The sequence below is a fragment of the Rhodopseudomonas sp. BR0G17 genome (genome assembly GCF_010907025.1).
GTDB classification, from domain to species: Bacteria; Pseudomonadota; Alphaproteobacteria; order Rhizobiales; family Xanthobacteraceae; genus Rhodopseudomonas; species Rhodopseudomonas palustris_H.
Map to the genome: position 1 here is coordinate 22,872 of NZ_QUML01000028.1, position 20,081 is coordinate 42,952.

The following is a 20,081-nucleotide window of genomic DNA, read 5'->3' on the forward strand; positions in this document are numbered from 1 at the left end:
AAACCATTTTCCCCTCCGGCGCAGACCTCCTGAAACGGTAGCTGGCTAGTAGTTCTCCCAACACGCCGCGGGGGAGCGCGGCACGAAGGGAGCTCGTCATGCAGAACGTCATTGCGCTCAACGACGCCGGCCGCCTGGGCATCCTGGCCGCCAGAGCCACGAGCGATGAAATGCTGCTCGCCAGCATTGCGGGCGGTGACCGGACTGCGATGCATACTCTGTACGCCCGGCACAATGTGCGGGTGTATCGCTTCATCCTGCGGATGGTGCGCGACGCCGCGACCGCCGAAGACCTGGTCAGCCAAGTCTTCCTCGACGTGTGGCGGACCGCCCGGCAGTTCGAAGGCCGCGCTCAGGTGTCGACCTGGCTGCTGTCGATCGCCCGGTTCAAGTCGCTGACCGCGCTGCGCCAGCGCCAGCACGAAGACATCGATCAGGACGACGTGCTGGAGATCGCCGACGGCTCGGACTCGCCCGAGACCGCGCTCGACCGCAGCCGCACCAGCGACATCCTGCGCGCCTGCATCGCCAAACTGTCGCCGGCGCATCGCGAGATCATCAATCTCGTCTACTACCATGAGAAGTCGGTCGAGGAAGTCGGACGCATCGTCGGCATTCCGCAGAGCACGGTGAAGACCCGGATGTTTTACGCCCGCAAGCAGCTTGCCGAATTGCTGAAGCGCCACGGCGTCGAAAGCCTCGCGGCCTGACGTCGCACGCGAGGCTGTCCGCGCCGCTTGGTCGCACGCCGGCAGTTTGGAGAGGTTCTGGTTCGCCGCCCTCGTGCCACGATGTGCTGGTCACTATAGTCAACACAGCGATGCCGGATCGTCGAACGAAACAATTGAAACGATCGACGACATCGAACGGAAAGATCAGCCTGCTAGGGTAATCTTCATCGACGCAGCGGCCACCAAACGCAGGTCGCGCGACAGCGAATTTTCAAAGCCTCCGACACCCCATCGTAGGCCTCCAAGGGACCCGGACGAGATGCCCCCTCGTCCGGGTTTTGCCTTGTTGAAGGTACGCCGATGCGTTGTGTTGACGCAGCACGATCGATGCCACGCAAATCAGGAACAAACCGGACGATTTTCGATTGAGTGCAGCGCCGTCGCGGAATTGTTAACCGCTGCCGTCTAGGCATCGATACACTGCGGCGATACATAGTCGCTCGATGATGTGCGCATCATCTTACGCTCACGTCTACGGATCGGTGGGATGTTCGAAAGTCTTGATCCGGTGGTGCTGGCGCGCCTCCAGTTCGCCTTCACGGTGTCGTTTCACATCATCTTCCCCGCCTTTTCGATCGGCCTTGCGAGCTATCTCGCGGTGCTCGAAGCGCTGTGGCTGTGGACCAAGCGTGAAGTCTTCATCAACCTGTTCAATTACTGGATGAAGATCTTCGCCATCGCGTTCGGCATGGGCGTGGTGTCGGGCATCGTGATGTCCTACCAGTTCGGCACCAACTGGGCGGTGTTCTCGGACAAGACCGGCCCGGTGCTCGGCCCGCTGATGGCCTATGAGGTGCTTACCGCCTTCTTCCTCGAGGCGGGATTCCTCGGCGTGATGCTGTTCGGCCTCAAGCTGGTGGGGCCGCGGCTGCACTTCCTCGCCACGCTGATGGTCGCGATCGGTACGCTGACCTCCGCGTTCTGGATTCTGTCGGCCAACTCCTGGATGCAGACCCCGACCGGCTACGGCGTCAATGAGGCCGGGCAGTTCGTGGCGGTCGACTGGTTCAAGCTGATCTTCAATCCGTCATTCCCGTATCGTCTCGCCCACATGGTGCTGGCCGCCTACCTGACCACCGCGCTCGTGGTCGGCTCGGTCGGCGCCTATCATCTGCTGAGCAACACCCGGCAGCCCGGCGCGCGGATGATGTTTTCGATGGCGATGTGGATGATCGCCGTGGTGGCGCCGATCCAGATCTTCGCCGGCGACGCGCATGGCCTCAATACGCTGGAGCACCAACCCGCCAAGGTGATGGCGATGGAAGGCCACTACCAGAGCCATCCTGACGGTGCGCCGCTGATCCTGTTCGGCCTGCCTGACCAGGACGCCGCGGTGGTGCGCTACGCGCTGCAGATTCCTAAACTGTCGTCGTTGATCCTCAAGCATTCGCTCGACGCGCCGCTCGCCGGCCTCGACACCGTGCCGCGTGAGAATTGGCCGCCGGTGCCGATCACCTTCTGGTCGTTCCGCGTGATGGTCGCGCTCGGCTTCCTGATGCTCGGCCTCGGCGTGTTCAGCCTGTGGCTGCGCTGGCGCGGCCGGCTGTTTGAATCGCGTCCGCTGCACCGCTTCGCGCTGGCGATGGGGCCGGCCGGCTTCATCGCCGTGCTGGCCGGCTGGGTGACCACCGAAACCGGACGGCAGCCGTTCACCGTGTTCGGCCTGCTGCGCACCGTCGACTCAGTATCGCCGCTGGCCGCCCCGGCGGTGGCAACGTCGCTGATCGCCTTCATCGTGGTGTATTTCGCCATCTTCATCGCAGGCGTGGTCTACATCCTGCGACTGATGGCGCATCCGCCGCACCACGGCGAAGAGGGCCCGCGCGGCGATACGCCCGAACGTGCCGCCGGCATCACGCCGGCGCCGGCGATCGCCACCCGCAGATTCAGTTGAGCAGGATTCGGCTGTGACCATGGCTTACGACGTCGCGACGATCTGGGCTTTCATCATCGCCTTTGCGGTGTTCGTCTATGTGGTGATGGACGGCTTCGACCTCGGGCTCGGCATTCTGTTTCCGCTGTTTCGGACCAAGCGCGACCGCGACGTCATCATGAACAGCGTCGCGCCGGTGTGGGACGGCAACGAGACCTGGCTGGTGCTCGGCGGCGGCGGGCTGTTTGCGGCATTTCCGCTGGCTTACGCGGTACTGATGCCGGCGCTGTACACGCCGATCATCGCGATGCTGCTCGGCCTGGCGTTTCGCGGCGTCGCATTCGAATTCCGCTGGCGCACTCAGCGCGAGCGCAACCGCTGGGACATCGCATTCTTCCTCGGCTCGCTGGTGGCGACGCTGGCGCAAGGCATCGCGCTCGGTGCGCTGCTGCAGGGCGTTCACGTCGAAGGCCGCGGCTATGCGGGCGGCTGGTGGGACTGGCTGACGCCGTTCAGCCTGCTCACCGGCGTCGCGCTGGTGATCGGCTATTCGCTGCTCGGCGCCACCTGGCTGGTGATGAAGACCACCGGCGACCTGCGCGAGAAGGCGTATCGCCTGAGCCGCTGGCTGCTGTTCGCGCTGCTCGCCGCGATCGTCGCCGTCAGCGCCGCGACGCCATTCCTCAGCTACGACTATTCGCAGCGCTGGTTCGCCTGGCCGAACGTGCTGGCCACCGCGCAGGTGCCGCTCGCGGTCGCCATCGTCACCGCGCTGCTGCTGCGCGCGCTGGCGCAGCGCCGCGACTATCAGCCGTTCCTGCTGACGCTGTGCCTGTTCGCGCTGTCCTATGCGGGCCTCGGCATCAGCCTGTGGCCCTATGTGGTGCCCCGCAGCATCACCATCTGGCAGGCCGCCGCTCCCGAGAACAGCCAGCTGTTCATGCTGGTCGGCGTCGCCATCCTGGTGCCGATCATCTTGACCTACACGGCGTGGGCCTATTGGGTGTTTCGCGGCAAGGTCGATCCGGAGAACGGCTATCATTGAGCGCGCCGATTGAACCGAAAACGCCGCTGCCACGACGACTGCTGTGGTTCGTGGCGCTGTGGCTCGCCGGTGTCGGCGCGGTGACGCTGGTCTCGCTGCTGCTGCGGTTGTGGATCGGTAAGGGCTGACGTGATACATAGCCCCGCCAGTGGTTTGCGATGGGGGTATCATGAGATTTCCGCGCTTGTTGAGCCGGGTGGTGGCCGCGGCAGCCCTGGTCACGCTCGCTTCGATGCCGAGCTACGCGCAGCAGCAGGATCCCGGTGACGAGCCCGGTCTGATCGCCGACGACGGCTACGTGCTGCCGCCGGAGTGGCAGAAGCAGATGGTGTATTTCCGCACCACCGAAGCGCCCGGCACCATCATCGTCCAGACCTCCGAACGCTATCTGTATCTGGTTCAGGGCAACAACCGCGCGCTGCGCTACGGCATCGGCGTCGGCCGCGAAGGCTTCACTTGGCAGGGCCTGTTGAAGATCTCGCGCAAGGCCGAATGGCCGGACTGGGTGCCGCCGCCGGAGATGATCCAGCGCCAGCCTTATCTGCCGCGCTTCATGGCCGGCGGCCCGGGCAATCCGCTCGGCGCGCGGGCGATGTATCTCGGCTCGACGGTGTATCGCATCCACGGCACCAACCGCCCCGACACCATCGGCACCGCGATTTCGTCCGGCTGCTTCCGGCTGGTCAACGCCGACGTGATGGACCTGTACGACCGCGTGCCGGTCGGCACCAAGGTGGTGGTCCGGCAAAAGCCCGAGCTGTAACGGCGCGGCGGCCTTCCCTTCTCATTGCGAAAGACTCAGCATGTTCAAACGGACGTTTCAGACCGGGCTCGCGATCGGGCTCGTGGTCGCGGCGGGCATCGCGGCGGCAGCGATCACCTATGAGCGCTACGACACCAAGACGCTGAAGCGCACCATCCGCCGCGACGCCGTGCTGTGCGGCGTCAACAAGGGCCTGCCCGGATTCTCGACGCCGGACGACAAGGGCAACTGGACCGGCTTCGACGTCGACTTCTGCCGCGCGGTGGCGGCGGCGATCTTCGACGACCCGAACAAGGTCCAGTTCGTGGCGCTCGACGCCAACGAGCGTTTCAAGGAACTGCAGAGCCGCAAGGTCGACATCCTGTCGCGCAACTCGACCTGGAGCATGTCGCGCGAAACCAACTACGACCTGTATTTCCCGGCGGTCGCCTATTACGACGGCCAGGGCTTCATGGTGCCGGCCTCGCGCAAGATCGACAGCGCGGTCGAACTCGACGGCAGCAAGGTCTGCGTCCAGAACGGCACCACCACCCAGCTCAACCTCGCCGATTACTTCCGTGCCAACAACATGAAGTTTCAGGAGGTCAAGTCCGAGAAGTTCGACGACGTCGTGAAGGCCTACAAGGACGGCCAGTGCGACACCTTCACGGCCGACGTGTCGCAGCTCTACGCGCTGCGCAAGACCTTCGAAAAGTCCGGCGACCACGTCATCCTGCCCGACGTCATCTCCAAGGAGCCGCTCGCACCGGTGGTGCGCCAGCGCGACGACGACTGGATGATGATCGTGAAGTGGACGCTGTACGCCATGATCAACGCCGAAGAGCTCGGCGTCACCTCGCAGAACATCGGCGAAGCGCTGAAGTCGAAAAAGCCGGACGTGATGCGCCTGGTCGGCACCGAAGGCGCGTTCGGCGAGGATCTCGGCCTGTCGAAGGACTGGGCCGCCCGCGTCATCCGCCACGTCGGCAATTACGGCGAAGTCTACGACCGCAACGTCGGCAAACTTGGCATCCCGCGCGGCATGAACCAGCTCTGGAGCAACGGCGGCATTCAGTACGCGCCGCCGATCAGGTAGGAACGGCGTCAGTCCGTCTCGTCGGCGCTGCTACACCCTCGACCGTCATCGCCCGCGAAGGCGGGCGACCCAGTATTGCAGAGCGCCGGCGATCAGCAACGAAGTCTCTGGAATACTGGATCCCCGCATACGCGGGGATGACGACTGTGGGCGGGGTTGAAGGTCTTTGGCGTTGAACGCCAACCGCTGATAGCACCCTCTCGTCCGTCATTCCGGGGCGCGCGTAGCGCGAACCCGGAATCTCGCGGTTCAGGACCAGATCTCAAAGCAATCTCGGGATTCCGGGTTCGCGAGCTAGCGCTCGCGCCCCGGAATGACCACGGAAGCGTCCTGACGAAGGGAGCTCAGTACTTCTTCCACTCCGCCAGCGCTTCGGTGTGGTAGGCGCTGTCGCCGAGCAGTTCCTGCAGCACGCGGGCGCGTTTCATGAACAGGCCGATGTCGAACTGGTCGGTCATGCCCATGCCGCCGTGCATCTGCACGCCTTCCTGCACCGCGAGCGTCGCCACCGTGCCGGCCTTGGCCTTGGCAACCGCGACTGCCACGCGCGCCTGCGCGGCATCCGCATCGACCGCCTGCAGCGCCTTGAGCACCGCGGCGCGCAGGATCTCGATCTCGGTGTAGAGATGCGCGGCGCGGTGCTGCAGCGCCTGGAATTCGGCGATCAGCTTGCCGAACTGCTTGCGCTCTTTCAGATAGCTCACCGTCCGCCCGAACGCCTCGTCGGCAACGCCGAGCATTTCGGCGGCGACCGCCGCGCGGCCGACGTTCAGCACCGCCTCGAGCAGCGCGCCGCCGCGATCGACCTCGCCGAGCACCTGATCGGCATTCACCTCGACGTCGTCGAAGCTGATCCGCGCCGCGTTGTGTGCGTCGACCATCACGGTGCGCTCGATCGCGACGCCCTTGGCTTTGGGATCGACCAGGAACAGCGTCAGCCCATCCGCGTCGCCAAGTTGCCCCGCGCTGCGCGCCGCGACGATCAGAAGGTCGGCGACGTGGCCGTCGACCACCAGCGCCTTGTTGCCCTTCAGCCTGAAACCATTGCCGGCGCGCGTCGCCGCCAGCGCGATCTTCGCGGGCCGATGCTTGGCGCCTTCGTCGACCGCGAGCGCGGCGATCAGCGAGCCGTCGGCGATCTTCGGCAAGTAAGCCTTCTTCTGCACCTCCGAGCCGCCGCGAGCCAGCGCGGACGCCGCCAGGATCGCGGTCGACAATAGCGGCGACGGCGTCAGGTTGCGGCCGATCTCCTCCATCACCACGCCGGCCTCGACGCAGCCAAGCCCCGAGCCGCCGAACTCCTCCGGCACCAGCAGGCCGGCAAAGCCCATCTCGGCGAAGCTCTTCCACAAGTCGCGGGAGAAGCCGGTGGCGTCGCGCTCGTCGCGCAGCTTGCGCAAATGCGCCACCGGCGCCTTGTCGCCGATCAGCCCGCGCGCCGAGTCGCGCAGCATGGTTTGTTCTTCGGTGAGGACGAGAGCCATGGGTGAGGTTTCCGATCAGATCAATGATGTTGCAACGATACGAGGAGCTCATGGTCAGGAGGCGCGCGCAGCGCGCCGTCTCGAACCATGAGCGCCGTGGCCCCTCATCCTTCGAGACGCGGCCTGACGGCCGCTCCTCAGGATGAGGACACCGACTACGCCCCCGGCAGATCCAGGATGCGCTTGGCGACGATGCCGAGCATCACTTCGCTGGTGCCGCCTTCGATCGAGTTGGCCTTGGTGCGCAGCCAGGCGCGGGCGCGGGCGCCTTCCTGGCTGCGCTCGCTCTCCCACTCCAGCGCATCGATGCCGCCGGCCGACATCAGAATCTCGTGGCGGCGCTTGTTCAGCTCGGTGCCGTAGTACTTCATCGCCGACGAAAACGCCGGATGCAGTTGCCCGGCCTTGGCGAGATCGACCGCCCGCTCAGCCGCGCAGGCGAGTGCCGCCTCGTCGACGTCGAACGTCGCGATCTGGCCGCGCAGGATCGGATCGTCGAGCCGACCTTGATCGTCGGTACCGAGCGAATCCGCCGCGACCTGGCCGAGCGGCCGGCCGCCGTCGCGGCCGCCCATCCCGGAAATCATCGCGCGCTCGTGTTGCAGCAGATACTTCGCCACATCCCAGCCGCGGTTGATGGTGCCGACGACGTGCGACTTCGGCACCCGGACGTTGTCGAAGAAGGTCTCGCAGAACGGCGACTTGCCGGAGATCAGCAGGATCGGCTTGGTCGTCACGCCCTTCGAGGTCATGTCAAACAGGATGAAGCTGATGCCGTCATGCTTCTTGGCGGTCGGATCGGTCCGCACCAAACAGAAGATCCAGTCCGCGTAGTTGGCGTAAGAGGTCCAGATCTTCGAGCCGTTGATGATGAAATCGTCGCCATCGCTCTCCGCGCGGGTCTGCAGCGACGCAAGATCGGAGCCGGCGTTCGGCTCGGAATAGCCCTGGCACCAGCGGATTTCGCCGCGCGCGATCTTCGGCAGATGCTCGGCCTTCTGCTGCTCGTTGCCATATTTCAACAGCGCCGGTCCGAGCATCCAGATGCCGAACGAGGACAGCGGCGAGCGCGCGCCGATCGCCGCCATCTCTTCGCGCAGGATCTTGTGGCGCGCACCATCGAGCCCGCCGCCGCCGTATTGCGTCGGCCAGTCCGGCACCGTCCAGCCCTTGTCGCGCATCCGCTCGAACCAGACCTTCTGCGCCTCGGAGGCGAATTTGGCGTTGCGGCCGCCCCAGAAATTGTCCTCATCGCCTTGCATCGGCGTGCGCATCTCGGCGGGGCAATTGGCCTCCAGCCAGGCGCGGGTCTCGGCGCGGAATGTATCGAGATCGGTCATGCGGTTTCCATCCACATTTGCGCCGGCGCGTTGCACGCCGGCGATGCATTTGTTGGCGGCGACCTTGGCGCGTCGCGCGGTGGAATTCAATATCCGTCTCCCGCGGCGGTCTTGCGGCGATGTGCTAGGGAACGAACGCCCGACAGCCAAAGAGGACAAACGAGGATGCGCCTGAATTTGCTTTCGCCTGGCGAAATGAGCGCCGAGCAACGCGCGATCTATGACGAGTCGATCGCCAGCAAGCGCGGCAGCCCGCCGCCGCCGATGATGGCGTGGCTGGCGAGCCCGGAGATGGCCCGGCATGCCACCCGGCTCGGCGCCTTCCTCCGCTACGACACCTCGCTGACGCCGGCGCTGTCGGAGCTGGCGATCCTGGTCACCGCGCGGCATTGGACCGCGCAATTCGAATGGTACGCGCACAAGAAGATGGCGCTCGATGGCGGCCTCGATCCCAAGATCATCGATGCGATCCGCGACCGGCGCACGCCCACTTTCGACGATCCGAAGGCGCAGGTGATCTACGACGTCGCCCGCTCGCTGCACGAAGCGAAGGGGCTGCCGCAGCCGCTGTATGATGAAGCGACGCGGCTGCTCGGCGAGCGCGGCCTGGTCGAAGTGATCGGGCTGTGCGGCTACTACACCATGGTGTCGATGACGCTCAACGCCTACCAGTTCCCGCTTCCCGACGGCGAGACGCCGGAGCTGGTGTAAAGCAGTCCTCTGGGACACGCCGAAGACGCGCGCCCCGGATGACCATAGAAACGGTTATCTTCGCCTCAGTCGCACCATGATCAGCGCTGCAGCGGCGAGCTGCAGCGCGATGCAGCCGGCGAAGGGCAGCGTGTAGTTGCCCGACGCGTCGCGCAGCAGGCCGATGATACCGGGGCCGAACGCATAGGTGACCTGGTTGATCGCGGTGTTGAGCGCCACCAGGATGCCGAACGACGACGCCGGAAATTCGCGCTGGATGATCAGCGCCGGCAAGGTGATCAGATTGCCGACCGAGAAGCCGAACAGCGCGCAGGCGACCAACAAGAGCGTCGCGTCGCGAGTCGAGATGAGCACACCCAGCGCCACCGCCTGACTGGCGAACGACAGCGCCGAGACCAGACGCTGATTGAGGCGGTCGATCACCACCGACAGCGACACCCGGCCAACCACCGCCATCGCGGTCAGCAGCGACATCGCCACCGCGGCACGCTCCCGTCCGATCAGCGGATCGAGATAGGCGATCAGGTGGACGATGAACCCGACCTGCGCGAACAGCACCAGCGAGAATCCGATGGTGGCGGTCAGAAAACCGAGGTCGCGTAGCGCGCCGCTGCGGATCGCGCCGGACGAGAGCGCCCGCGGTGCAGTGGCCGCCGGCGCAGCACTGGAGAGATGCGGTGGCGGCGCGACCACGATCGCGACCAGCGGCATCAGCAGCACCACCGCGGCGATCGCCGCCGCCGTGGTCGCCCCGGTGAACCCGAGCCCGCCGATCAGCGCTACCAGCAGCGGCACGCCGGCGATGCCGCCGAAGCTGGCGCCGTTCAGCGCCAGGCTGATCGCCATGCCGCGGCGCTGGTCGAACCACAGGCCGAGCGTGTTGGTGATCGCGCCGAGACTGGTGCCGGCCCACCCGACCGCGAGGATCGCATCCACCGCATAGAGCTGCCACGGCGCGTCGATGCGGCCGAGCAGCACCGTGCCGAGTGCCATCGCCGCAATGCCGCCGAGCAGGCAGGCGCGCGCGCCGATGGCGCGGATCACATCGCCGACGAACGCCACCAGCAGCGCACCGGCGAGATAGAAGAACGTGGTGGCAGTCGCGATCTGCGACGATGGCCAGCCATGAAGTCGGGACAATTCGGCGAGGTACACGCTCTGGCCGTAGAAGCCGAGCCCCCAGCCGAAGGTGGCGACGATGAAGCACACCGCGACGATCCGCCAACCGTGATAGCGGAACGAGGTCTCGTCGGGAGCGGGAGCGGTCACCATTGGCGGCGGCGAGCGCGGCCGGTCGCACGCGACGGCATTGCTTCACTCCCTGTCCCGGCTTAGGGCCGGACGTGTTGTTGCGCGGCTCAGACGCCGCGATCGGATAGTTCACTGGCGGCCTCAGCCACCCGTTTCCGGACTTTCGACCAACCGGTGATCGCCAGCACGATCAGGCCGAGTAGCACCGGCGGGAACACCGCGAGATTCACGGTGGTCCAGCCGTAGTTCGCCAGCAGCTGGCCGGACGAGAACGAGCCCAGCGCCATCAGGCCGAAGATGATGAAGTCGTTGAATGCTTGGACCTTGTTCTTCTCGCTCGGCTGATGCGTCTCGAGCACCAGCGCCGAGGCGCCGACGAACGCCAGATTCCATCCGACGCCGATCACGAACAGCGTCGCCCAGAAATGCGGGGCAGTGACGCCGAGCAGGCCGATCGACGCGCCGAGCGCTTCCAGGATCAGGCCCGCCGCGACCACGCGCGGCGCGCCGAATTTGGCGATCAGCGAGCCGGTAACGAAGCTCGGCGCGTACATCGCCACGATGTGCCACTGCAGGCCGAAATTGGAATCGCCGACACTCAGGCCGCACATCTGCATCGCCAGCGGTGCCGAGGTCATCACCAGATTCATCATCGGATAGGCAATGGCGCCGCACAGCGCCGCGGCGATGAAGCGCGGCTGCCGCACGATCTCCAGCAGCGGCCGGCCACCGGCCTGCTCGGCCGGCTTCGGCTTGGGTGCATCGACGCCCCACAGCACCGCCATCGCGATCAGCGCGATCGCCGCCTGAACCACATAGGAGAATGCGAACAGAAAAGGCTGCCAGACATCCATGGTCCACTGCACGAGCTGCGGACCGAGCACGCCGGCGAACACGCCGCCGGCCATCACCCACGACACCGCCTTCGGGCGATAGGCCGCGCTGGCGCCGTCAGCGGCGGCGAACCGATAGGACTGCGACACGGCGGCATACAGCCCGCCGATGAACGTCGCGATGCAGAACAGCAAGAATGAACCGTAGAGAATTGCGACAGCGCCGAGCACGCCGGTGAGTGCGCCGCAGCCGGTGCCGATCATGAACGAGACGCGGCGACCGTAAACCCGCGCGATCCAACCGGTCGGCAGCGTGCCGGCGGCAAGGCCCAGCACGTACATCGACAGCGGAACGGTCGCGAGCGACATCTCCGGCGCGAGCTGCGCGCCGATGATCGAGCCGGTCGCGAAGATCACCGCGGCGTTGGCGCCGGTCAGCGCCTGCGCCGCGACCAGCCGCACCACGTTGGAACGGGCACGGGCATCGTCTTCGACGATGTCGTTGGCCGTCGCATCGACCATCGGCAGGGATTCTCCTCGCACCGGCCGACGACGGCCGGCGATTGCGCGCGCATCATAGGGCCGGGCCGGGCGTGATCAACCCGCCGGGCCACCGGCGGCCGCATGGGCCTCCGCCGGTTTTGCCCGTACAAACACCAGGATCAGGTTGTTGGCCGGCATCTCGACGATCTCGCTCAGCGCCAGACCGGCGCCGGCCGCGAGCTTTTCCAGATCCGCAACATCGCGGACACCCCATTCCGGATTGGCGTCGCGCAGGCTGGTGTCGAACACCGCATTGCTGAGCGCGGTGTGCTTGCCGTCCTGCTTGAACGGTCCATACAGCACCAGCATGCCGTCCTGGCGTAGCAGACGTCCGGCGCCGGCCAGCAGCCCTTCGGCGACGCGCCACGGCGCGATGTGGACGACGTTGGCACAGAACATCGCCAGCAATGGCCCGGGCTCCGCCCCGTCGGCCGGCGCCACCGACCAGGCGGGATCGGCCAGGTCGATCCGTTGCGGCGGCCTTAGATTGGGCAGCGCCGCGTGGGCGCGCCAGGCGGCAATGCTCTTGAGGTGCTGGTCGTTGACGTCGCTCGGCCACCACACGATATCCAGATGCTCGCGCGCCAGCGCTGCGATGTGCTGGCCGGTGCCACTGCCGGCTTCGAGCACGTCGCCCTGCCGCCCGGCGAGCAGCCGGGCCAGCACGGCGCGGATCGGCGCATCGTTGCGATGAAACGCGGCGGCGTCGAGCCGGCCGTCGGGTTCGACCCGCCGCCCGTCCTTGCCGAACTCCACCACGAACTCCGCCATCACCACCTGCCACATCCACTATCGTGCGAGGTGTACAGACCCGGCTGTTACACGCAAGTCACAGCTCGTCACAATCCGACCACGATTGCACCTGTTCGCCGCCATGGGCGAATTGACTCGCCAATTCCGCGACTTCTAATGGCGCTGACGGTTCCCGAGAGGGATGAAAAGGGAATACGGTGCGGACGCAGACACTTTCGCGTTCTAGGCCGTAGCTGTTCCCGCAACTGTAAGCGGATCGTCTTTCGTCGGATGCCACTGGGAACCTCGGTCCTGGGAAGGCGACGGAAGATCAACTGCGAGCCAGGAGACCTGCCGTCATTCGTGGTCACACGCGAAGTTGCCGGCCGGGAATTGCAGGCATTGTCTTCACCGCTTTCGCAAAGCTCGGTGAGACCTCGTTCGCTGTGACGTGCCACAGACGTCAGCCGAGGTTGAACCTTATGCAATCCCGACCCGCCGCGCCGCGGCCTTGCTCCGCACTTTCACGCGCGCTTCTTGCCTCCACCATTCTGGTGCCCGCGCTCTCGCTCACCACGCCTGCCGCCGCGCAGGACGTGCTGCCCGAGATCGTGGTCAGCGCCACCGCCACCGAAACGCCGCGCGAGCAGGTGGCGAGCTCGGTGACCGTGATCACCGCGGACGATCTCGCCCGCTATCAGCAGCGCACCGCCGCCGACGCGCTCAGCATGGTCCCCGGCCTCAATGTGGTGCGCACCGGCGGCCCCGGAGGCTCGACCTCGATCTTCATGCGCGGCACCAACTCCAACCACGTCAAGGTGCTGATCGACGGCATCGATGCCGGCGATCCGAGCAAGCCGAACGGCGCTTATGATTTCGCCAATCTGCTGACCTCCGACATCGAACGGATCGAAGTGCTGCGCGGCCCGCAGAGCGGCCTGTACGGCTCGGACGCGATCGGCGGCGTGATCTCCGTCGTCACCAAGCGCGGAAGCGGCCCGGCCAAGCTGACCGGCTCGATCGAAGGCGGCTCGTTCGGCACCTTCAACCAGACCGCGCGCGCCGCAGGCTCGCAGGACAATTTCGACTACGCCTTCAACGTCGCGCATTACCGCACGACCAGCCTGCCGGTGACGCCGCTCGATCTGCTGGCGCCGGGCCAGCAGCGCAACAACGACAACTACGACAACCTGACCTATTCGACCCGGCTCGGTGTCCGTGCCAGCGACGAACTCGCCTTCAACTACGTCGCGCGCTACACGGACGCCCACAAGGGCTTCACCGGCGACGACTTTTCGCGCTATCCGAACTCGTTCCCTGAGACGCTGCAGAGCACGACCGCAAGCCGCGATTTCATGACCCGCGGCGAAGCGGTGTGGTCGCCGCTCGGCAATTTCACCAGCACGTTCGGCGTCAGCTACAGCAACGAATGGAATCGGACGTTCAATCCGAATCCGGACTTCACCACCAACATCTTCACCTTCGCCACCGGCATCTCGCCGCCAAGTTCATACACCGGTGAACGCACCAAGTTCGACTGGAAGGGCGTGCTCGACGTCGGCTACGGGCAGAAACTGGTGGTCGGCACCGAACGCCAGGACGAGACGATCCGGACCAATTCGGTCGGTGACTATGATTTCGCCGGCAACTACCAGCAGAAGACGCTGCGCGCCCGCACCGGCAACACCGCGGGCTTCGTCGAACTGCAGTCGGAGTTCACCAAGAACTTCTTCCTGGTCTCCAACGTGCGCTACGACGACAACGACAGCTTCGGCGGACATTCGACTTGGCGGGTCGCCCCGGTGTTCATCGTGCCGACCCTCGAGACCCGGCTGAAGGCGACCTACGGCACCGGCTTCAAGGCGCCGACGCTGACCCAGCTCTATGTCAACAACCCGGCCTACGCGACGATCGGCAACCCGGCGCTGAAGCCGGAGACCAGCAAGGGCTACGACGTCGGCTTCGAACAGCCGCTGTTCGCCAACCGCGTCGTTTTCGGTTCGACCTACTTCAACAACGAGATCAACGACCTGATCAACTCGACCGGCTACGACGTGACGATCGGCGGCTACAGCTACAAGAACATCGGCATGGCGCGCACCTCGGGCGTCGAGTCGTTCGTGTCGTGGCAGGCGACCGAGACGCTGCGCTTCCGGGTCGACCACACCTATACGCACGCCATCGACCAGACCACCGACCAGAAGCTGCGGCGGCGTCCCGACAACAAGGTGACGATGGCGGCGATCTGGAATCCGGTCGAGCGCGCCACGGTGTCGGCGACCGTGCTCTACACCAGCTCGTGGGTCGACTACGACCGGTTCGGCACCACGCTGCTCGACGCGCCGTCGTTCACCACCGTGAACCTGGCGGCGAGCTATGAGGTCGATCCGCACGTCACCGTGTTCGGCCGCATCGACAACCTGTTCGACAAGAAATACGAGGTGCCGGTCGGCTTCCTGCAGCCCGGATTCGGCGCTTTCGCGGGCGTCCGCGTCACCAACTAGCGATCATCGTGTTCCGCCGCCGCACACGTCGGCGGCGGACGCCATGTTCCCGGCACACGGGCTCATGCGCGAAACCAATGTCGAAGAGCCTCCGAATGCCGAAAGGCTGTTCGGAGGCTTTTTTCGTGCTATCACGCCGCCTCCCGAATTGAATGCAATTGAACTGGAAGAATGACGAACGACGACGATCACCGCGCTGGCAGCGCCGCTGAAGGCGACGGCGGCAAGACCGAACGCGACGCCGCAGCGAAAGCGGTCCTGGACAACATGGCGCGCCTGCGCGCCCTGCGGCTCGCCCGCGAAGCTGCGATGCCGCAATCGGCGACATCGAGCAAGACCAAGCGAACCAGAACGGCGGCCTCCCCCACCAAGCGAGGCACCAAGAAGGTGGAAGACGACAAGCCGCGCCCCTTGTCGGAATGGCTGGCCGACCAGCAGAGCTCAGGTCGGCGAACCTGATCGCGACGCAAAGCATCGCACTGCGGCATCGCACGATGCGAAAATCGCGTGCGGGCTGTGACGAACCAGTCTAGTCTTGGATCGTCGTCGCAGTTGAACTGAGCTGACAACAACGCTGGCCGCGTGTGCGCCTTCGGACCACCCGCGCCGGCCATTACGGAACCGAGAGCCAATGATCGGCTTCCTACGCAAGCGGTCCAAGGCCGCTGCTCCCAAACGCGACAAGAAATCCGGCAATAGCGAGGGGAAAGGCGAAGCCAAGCCCACGCCGCCGACTCCCGCGCCTGCCCCCGACGACGATCTGTATGAGACCGGCGACATCTGCGCGCCGTCCCGCGATCGCGACGATTACACCAAGGATCTGTAACAGGCAGGCCCGCGCACGAGTCGGCGCATCAAGCCTGTTGCCCAAATCCTTGATCGATCCGCGCCAGCGCCGCCGCATCGAGCAGATGATCGCCCCAACCTTTTGCCGCCAGCGCTGCGGCGCGACTTGGCTGGGCGAGCAGGATCAGAGCCGTTGCGGCCAGCGGCACAGCACTGAACCAATCCTGCCGCACGGGTGTCAGCTCCTCGGCACTGCCCGCGTAAGGCGGCTGCCGCAGCATCAGTCGCGCGCACTCCCGCATCACGTCACGCCGGGTGCCACCACCCAGCGCGCAGCCGAGCAGCACCTGCATGCCGAGATGGCTGCGAACACCATCCCGCGGCGGCGCAGCCGCAGGCGGATGCTCGCCCAGCGACAGGCGCAGCAACAGATCGACGAGGTCGAGCCCCGCAAGCTGCGCGCTCATCGGCTCAACCAACCGCGGATTGCAGTCGATATAGAGCGGCCGCGCATCGGCCACCGGCCGGATCAGATCGAACGACAGCGCGCCGTGCCAGCCGAAGGTTGCGCCGATCGTGGCGACGTCTTGACGAATCTCATCGCTCCGCGTGCTGAGCTTACGCGCCGGGCCGCCGCCCGCCCCTGATGCGACCTGTCGATAGGCGTGCAGCGCCAGCAGTGCGCCGCGATCGAACACCGCCTGGGCGTGCTCGATCCGGCCAGCAACGAAGTCTTGCACCAACACCTCGCCGGCAAATCCATCGGATGCGACCAGCTCACGCACCGCCGGATCGAGCGTCGCTTGATCGATCACCCGCCAGACGCCGCGGCTGGCGGTGCCGACCGAGGTCTTGATCACGCAGGGAGGGCGAGCGGCCTCGCGCAGTTCGGCCTCCGAGGTCACGATCCGGGTCGGCGGCTGCGGCAGACCGAGCGATTCCAACACCCGACTGAAGCCGGCCTTGGTCACCGCGGTGCGGTAGCTGGCATACGGCGGCAGTGCCACGCCGGTCAGCGCTGCGATGCGATCGAGAGCGCGGGCGAACACTAAGCCCTGCTCGTGAATCGGCAACAGCACATCGAACCGGCGCGCCGCCAGCAGCTCCGTTACAAAATCGAGATAGCCGGCGGGATCGCGGCGCAGCGGCGGGCAACGATGCACCGCACGCACGAAGCGCGAGAACCTGCCGAGGCATAGCGGCGATGGATCGCAGATTTCGACGTGATGTCCAGCGAGGCCGAGCACGGTGATCGCCTGGCGCGCCGAGGTGCTGCCGCCCTCGGACAGCAGCACACGCAGCCGGCGATGTGCGGGAGTAATCATCGCGTTGCACTGATACTCCCTTATCCCATCGGGCGGGCAGTCTAGCAGCACTTAGTCCGTTTCACGAAATTTGTGCAGATGCGAGCGGCCTGCGCCGCTACGTCACCACGTAATTCAATTGAACCGCGGCGGTTCTCGTGAGACCGTAAGCAAGATCGCACCGCAAACAACAAGCTCGGACGATCGACCTTCAGCCCGCACCGCAGAGTGCGGCTTTCAACGAGAGGAAACACATTTGTCCATTCGCACCTCGCTCCTCCTGGCCAGCGCCGTCGCGCTCGCTGCAGCTCAGCCTGCTTTCGCCCAGAAGCAATACGGCCCCGGCGTCACCGACACCGAGATCAAGATCGGCCAGACCATGCCGTATAGCGGCCCGGCCTCGGCCTACGGCGTGCAAGGACAAGTCCAGAGCGCCTACTACGCGATGATCAATGCCAAAGGCGGCGTCAACGGCCGCAAGATCAACCTGATCAGCCTCGACGACGCCTATTCGCCGCCCAAGACAGTCGAGCAAACCCGCAAGCTGGTCGAGCAGGAAGAAGTGCTGGCGATCGTCGGCACCGTCGGCACGCCGACCAATTCGGCTACTCAGAAATATCTCAACGCCAAGAAGGTGCCGCAGATCTTCATCTCGACCGGCGCGGCGAAGTGGGACGATCCGAAGAACTTCCCATGGACCACGCAGCTCTACCCGCCCTACCAGATGGAGGGCATGATCTTCGCCAAGTACCTGCTGAAGAACAAACCCGACGCCAAGCTCGGCGTGTTCTCGCAGAACGACGACGCCGGCAAGGACTACGTCAAGGGCCTCAAGGACGGGCTCGGCGACAAGGCCAAGACGATGATCGTCAAGGAGGTCACCTACGAGGTCACCGACCCGACCGTCGACTCGCAGATCGTCGCGCTGAAGGCGTCCGGCGCCGATACGCTGTTCACGATGGCAACGCCGAAGTTCGGCGCGCAGGCGATCCGCAAGGTGCATGAACTGAACTGGAAGCCGCTGAACTTCGTCGTCAGCGTCGCCAGCTCGATCAAGGGTGTGCTCGAGCCGGCCGGCAGCGAAGCTTCCACCGGACTGCTGACCGCACTCGCGATGAAGACCCCGACCGATCCGCGGTTCGAGAACGACGCCGACGTCAAGGAATTCAAGGAATTCCTCGCCAAGTCGTTTCCGAAGGGCGACATCGCCGACAGCAGCGTCGTGATCGGCTACATCTCGGCCTACATGACGGTGAAGACGCTGGAAGCCTGCGGCGACAACCTCACCCGCGACAACCTGCTGAAGCAGGCCACCAACATCAAGCCGACCGCGGCGCCGTTGCTGCTGCCGGGCATCAAGATCTCGACCCGTCCGGACCGCTACGCGCCCTACACCCAGATGCAGATCGCGCGGTTCGACGGCAAGAGCTGGGTGCCGGAAGGCGAAGTGTTCAACACAGATGCGGCGAGCCAGTAGGCTCAGCAGCCCTACACATCGAACGACGTCATGGCCGGGCTCGTCCCGGCCATTTCCATTTTTGGATCGTCTGAAGTTGGCGAAGGCGCCGAAACTCGACACGCCACCAGCGAACTCAGGCCGGCTTGCGCAGTCCGAGAGACACCGGCTCGGCGCTGCGCAGCAGCCTTGCCCGTTCGGTGTTCGGCCACAGCAGTACCAGGCCGGCGACACCTGATGCGATCAGCACCGCGCCGTTGATGGCGTAGCCGACCACATAGCCGTGCAGCAGCGAACTGGCGTGCTGCAGCACGCTGCCCATCACCCAGGGCGCTATGATCCCCGCCAGCGTGTACAGCGCGCCGTAGATCGCGATCGCGGCGCCGCGCTGCGACACCGGGGCGAACTCGGCGATCATCGGCGGACACACCACGTAGATCGAACCGCACAGGCCAGAGCCGACCACCAGAGCGACGATCTGCGCAACGGGACTGTCGATATAGGGCAGCATCAGGATGATGGCGCCGCCGACCAGGAGCGGCGCCGCACCGAGCACGCCGCGCGCCATCCGGCTGGAGACGCCGCGCTGCATCAGCCGCTGCGACAGCCACCCGGTGAACAGCACCACGCAGGCACCGAACACCCACGGGGTGATCGAGATCAGCCCGGCCTGATGCTGGCTGAACCCCAGACCCTGGATGATGAAGGTGGTGAACCAGGTCAGCCCAAGCGACAGCGCCCAATAGGCGCCGAAGGTCGCCAGCACGCAGCCGATGAAGGTGCGCGAGGTCAGCAGCCGCGCGTAGGGAATTCGCACTTCGGCTGCCGCGACCGCCGGGCTCGGCACCAGCGGCCCCTCTTTGCCGAGCGCGAGCCACGCCACCGCCCACATCAGCCCGACGATGCCGAGCGCCGCGAACGCGTAGTGCCAGGAGTGATTGACGATGATCCAGTTGAGCGCCGGCACCGCCAGGATCACACCGAACGCCGAGCCCTGCGACAGGATCGCGGTCGGCAGCGTACGCTGATGGTCGGGAAACCATTTGTAGATCGCATGCGCCGCGACCGAGAACGCCGGCCCTTCGCCGGCGCCGAGAATGATGCGGCAGATCACGAAGGTGGCGAACGAGACTTCGCCGACCATCGGAAACTGCGCCACCGCCCACACCAGCGCCAGCGCCAGCAGCACCCATCGGGTCTCGACGCGATTGACGATGAAGCCGACGACGATTGCGGCGATCGAAAACAGGAAGAAGAACGACGAGCCGAGCAGGCCGAATTGTTCGGGCGATAGCTTCAGCTCCTGCATGATCGGCACGCCGGCGAGGCCGACGACGATCTTGTCGGCGAAGTTCACCACCATGAAGAGAAACAGCAGGAAGGTGATCCTCCAGGCACCCTGCGGCGTCGGCTGCGCGGTCACGGCGTGCTCCCTGGATCGTGTTTGATGGCGCGCTTAGTGCGAACCTCTTGCAATGCTGCCGCTGTTCCCGCGCGAATGCAATCCGGGATTCGCCGCCGACACTCTTGCGTGCATCGCAACCTTGTTTGCGGCGCAACAGCGCGTCGTCTTGAGTGACCGGCGCCGCGCCCCATATCCTTCAGGCCAATGACGACAGACTGGAAGGCAAGAATGACCGGATCGCGCCG

Annotated in this window: 18 protein-coding genes and 1 riboswitch; of the genes, 11 read left to right on the top strand and 7 right to left on the bottom strand. The window is 65.5% G+C overall.

Going from position 1 to position 20,081, the window contains the following annotated elements; translation table 11 throughout:
• Window positions 1-98 precede the first annotated feature (98 nt).
• The 6 genes from DY467_RS19185 to DY467_RS19210 all read left to right on the top strand — a co-directional run bounded on the left by DY467_RS19185 (window position 99) and on the right by DY467_RS19210 (window position 5,487).
• Window positions 99-710: a sigma-70 family RNA polymerase sigma factor gene (locus tag DY467_RS19185; RefSeq protein WP_107357303.1), complete on the top strand. Its 612-nt coding sequence runs from the start codon at window positions 99-101 to the stop codon at window positions 708-710.
• Between the two features lie 508 nt (window positions 711-1,218).
• The gene (locus DY467_RS19190) at window positions 1,219-2,625 is read left to right on the top strand and encodes a cytochrome ubiquinol oxidase subunit I (RefSeq protein ID WP_164571059.1); all 1,407 of its coding nucleotides are present in this window, start codon (window positions 1,219-1,221) and stop codon (window positions 2,623-2,625) included.
• A 19-nt stretch (window positions 2,626-2,644) separates the two neighbouring features.
• Complete coding sequence (gene cydB / locus DY467_RS19195) at window positions 2,645-3,649, top strand: cytochrome d ubiquinol oxidase subunit II (RefSeq protein ID WP_107357305.1); 1,005 nt, start codon at window positions 2,645-2,647, stop codon at window positions 3,647-3,649.
• Window positions 3,646-3,777 carry a DUF2474 domain-containing protein gene (locus DY467_RS19200; protein ID WP_107346324.1) on the top strand — a complete coding sequence of 44 codons (132 nt, stop codon included), beginning with the start codon at window positions 3,646-3,648 and terminating at the stop codon, window positions 3,775-3,777. The genes cydB and DY467_RS19200 overlap by 4 nt, the downstream gene beginning before the upstream one ends.
• Window positions 3,778-3,818: 41 nt before the next feature.
• Window positions 3,819-4,412 (top strand): L,D-transpeptidase, encoded by a 594-nt coding sequence (locus tag DY467_RS19205; RefSeq protein ID WP_107346325.1) that lies wholly within the window; start codon window positions 3,819-3,821, stop codon window positions 4,410-4,412.
• A gap of 40 nt (window positions 4,413-4,452) precedes the next feature.
• Window positions 4,453-5,487 (top strand): amino acid ABC transporter substrate-binding protein, encoded by a 1,035-nt coding sequence (locus tag DY467_RS19210; RefSeq protein WP_164571057.1) that lies wholly within the window; start codon window positions 4,453-4,455, stop codon window positions 5,485-5,487.
• Between the two features lie 344 nt (window positions 5,488-5,831).
• On the opposite strand, the gene DY467_RS19215 is transcribed toward DY467_RS19210, so the two are convergent.
• Window positions 5,832-6,971, bottom strand: a complete 1,140-nt coding sequence (locus DY467_RS19215) for an acyl-CoA dehydrogenase family protein (RefSeq protein WP_164638296.1) — start codon at window positions 6,969-6,971, stop codon at window positions 5,832-5,834.
• A gap of 155 nt (window positions 6,972-7,126) precedes the next feature.
• Window positions 7,127-8,311 carry an acyl-CoA dehydrogenase family protein gene (locus tag DY467_RS19220; protein WP_164638298.1) on the bottom strand — a complete coding sequence of 395 codons (1,185 nt, stop codon included), beginning with the start codon at window positions 8,309-8,311 and terminating at the stop codon, window positions 7,127-7,129.
• Window positions 8,312-8,476: 165 nt separating this feature from the next.
• On the opposite strand from DY467_RS19220, the gene DY467_RS19225 reads away from it, so the two are divergent.
• Window positions 8,477-9,022 carry a carboxymuconolactone decarboxylase family protein gene (locus tag DY467_RS19225; protein WP_164638300.1) on the top strand — a complete coding sequence of 182 codons (546 nt, stop codon included), beginning with the start codon at window positions 8,477-8,479 and terminating at the stop codon, window positions 9,020-9,022.
• Between the two features lie 54 nt (window positions 9,023-9,076).
• Here the strand turns inward: DY467_RS19225 and DY467_RS19230 are convergent, their stop codons facing one another.
• From DY467_RS19230 to DY467_RS19240, 3 genes are all read right to left on the bottom strand, one after another.
• Entirely contained in the window at window positions 9,077-10,294 is a 1,218-nt protein-coding gene (locus DY467_RS19230; protein WP_164638302.1) for an MFS transporter, read from the bottom strand.
• An 86-nt stretch (window positions 10,295-10,380) separates the two neighbouring features.
• A complete protein-coding gene (locus tag DY467_RS19235) occupies window positions 10,381-11,628 on the bottom strand; it encodes an MFS transporter (RefSeq protein WP_164638304.1) in 1,248 nt (415 codons plus the stop codon).
• 75 nt (window positions 11,629-11,703) lie between these two features.
• Window positions 11,704-12,420 (bottom strand): DUF938 domain-containing protein, encoded by a 717-nt coding sequence (locus tag DY467_RS19240; RefSeq protein ID WP_164638355.1) that lies wholly within the window; start codon window positions 12,418-12,420, stop codon window positions 11,704-11,706.
• Window positions 12,421-12,551: 131 nt separating this feature from the next.
• Window positions 12,552-12,754: riboswitch (cobalamin riboswitch) on the top strand.
• Between the two features lie 181 nt (window positions 12,755-12,935).
• On the opposite strand from DY467_RS19240, the gene DY467_RS19245 reads away from it, so the two are divergent.
• The 3 genes from DY467_RS19245 (at window position 12,936) to DY467_RS19255 (ending at window position 15,711) form a co-directional block, all read left to right on the top strand.
• Entirely contained in the window at window positions 12,936-14,885 is a 1,950-nt protein-coding gene (locus tag DY467_RS19245; protein ID WP_349627663.1) for a TonB-dependent receptor plug domain-containing protein, read from the top strand.
• Between the two features lie 171 nt (window positions 14,886-15,056).
• Entirely contained in the window at window positions 15,057-15,344 is a 288-nt protein-coding gene (locus tag DY467_RS19250) for a hypothetical protein (protein WP_107346332.1), read from the top strand.
• Between the two features lie 172 nt (window positions 15,345-15,516).
• Window positions 15,517-15,711, top strand: a complete 195-nt coding sequence (locus tag DY467_RS19255; RefSeq protein WP_164638308.1) for a hypothetical protein — start codon at window positions 15,517-15,519, stop codon at window positions 15,709-15,711.
• 28 nt (window positions 15,712-15,739) lie between these two features.
• On the opposite strand, the gene DY467_RS19260 is transcribed toward DY467_RS19255, so the two are convergent.
• Complete coding sequence (locus DY467_RS19260; protein WP_164638310.1) at window positions 15,740-16,996, bottom strand: ATP-grasp domain-containing protein; 1,257 nt, start codon at window positions 16,994-16,996, stop codon at window positions 15,740-15,742.
• Between the two features lie 235 nt (window positions 16,997-17,231).
• On the opposite strand from DY467_RS19260, the gene DY467_RS19265 reads away from it, so the two are divergent.
• Complete coding sequence (locus DY467_RS19265; RefSeq protein WP_107346335.1) at window positions 17,232-18,452, top strand: ABC transporter substrate-binding protein; 1,221 nt, start codon at window positions 17,232-17,234, stop codon at window positions 18,450-18,452.
• Between the two features lie 115 nt (window positions 18,453-18,567).
• Here DY467_RS19265 and DY467_RS19270 read toward each other — a convergent pair whose 3' ends face one another.
• A complete protein-coding gene (locus DY467_RS19270) occupies window positions 18,568-19,854 on the bottom strand; it encodes an MFS transporter (RefSeq protein WP_164638312.1) in 1,287 nt (428 codons plus the stop codon).
• Between the last annotated feature and the right edge of the window lie 227 nt (window positions 19,855-20,081).

Coding starts and splice junctions, on each gene's coding strand:
- DY467_RS19230 (WP_164638302.1), bottom strand. CDS start 10,294: ATGGTGACCGCTCCCGCTCCCGACGAGACCTCGTTCCGCTATCACGGT.
- DY467_RS19215 (WP_164638296.1), bottom strand. CDS start 6,971: ATGGCTCTCGTCCTCACCGAAGAACAAACCATGCTGCGCGACTCGGCG.
- DY467_RS19250 (WP_107346332.1), top strand. CDS start 15,057: ATGACGAACGACGACGATCACCGCGCTGGCAGCGCCGCTGAAGGCGAC.
- DY467_RS19260 (WP_164638310.1), bottom strand. CDS start 16,996: ATGATTACTCCCGCACATCGCCGGCTGCGTGTGCTGCTGTCCGAGGGC.
- DY467_RS19240 (WP_164638355.1), bottom strand. CDS start 12,420: ATGGCGGAGTTCGTGGTGGAGTTCGGCAAGGACGGGCGGCGGGTCGAA.
- DY467_RS19220 (WP_164638298.1), bottom strand. CDS start 8,311: ATGACCGATCTCGATACATTCCGCGCCGAGACCCGCGCCTGGCTGGAG.
- DY467_RS19210 (WP_164571057.1), top strand. CDS start 4,453: ATGTTCAAACGGACGTTTCAGACCGGGCTCGCGATCGGGCTCGTGGTC.
- DY467_RS19185 (WP_107357303.1), top strand. CDS start 99: ATGCAGAACGTCATTGCGCTCAACGACGCCGGCCGCCTGGGCATCCTG.
- cydB (WP_107357305.1), top strand. CDS start 2,645: ATGGCTTACGACGTCGCGACGATCTGGGCTTTCATCATCGCCTTTGCG.
- DY467_RS19225 (WP_164638300.1), top strand. CDS start 8,477: ATGCGCCTGAATTTGCTTTCGCCTGGCGAAATGAGCGCCGAGCAACGC.
- DY467_RS19255 (WP_164638308.1), top strand. CDS start 15,517: ATGATCGGCTTCCTACGCAAGCGGTCCAAGGCCGCTGCTCCCAAACGC.
- DY467_RS19205 (WP_107346325.1), top strand. CDS start 3,819: ATGAGATTTCCGCGCTTGTTGAGCCGGGTGGTGGCCGCGGCAGCCCTG.
- DY467_RS19235 (WP_164638304.1), bottom strand. CDS start 11,628: ATGGTCGATGCGACGGCCAACGACATCGTCGAAGACGATGCCCGTGCC.
- DY467_RS19190 (WP_164571059.1), top strand. CDS start 1,219: ATGTTCGAAAGTCTTGATCCGGTGGTGCTGGCGCGCCTCCAGTTCGCC.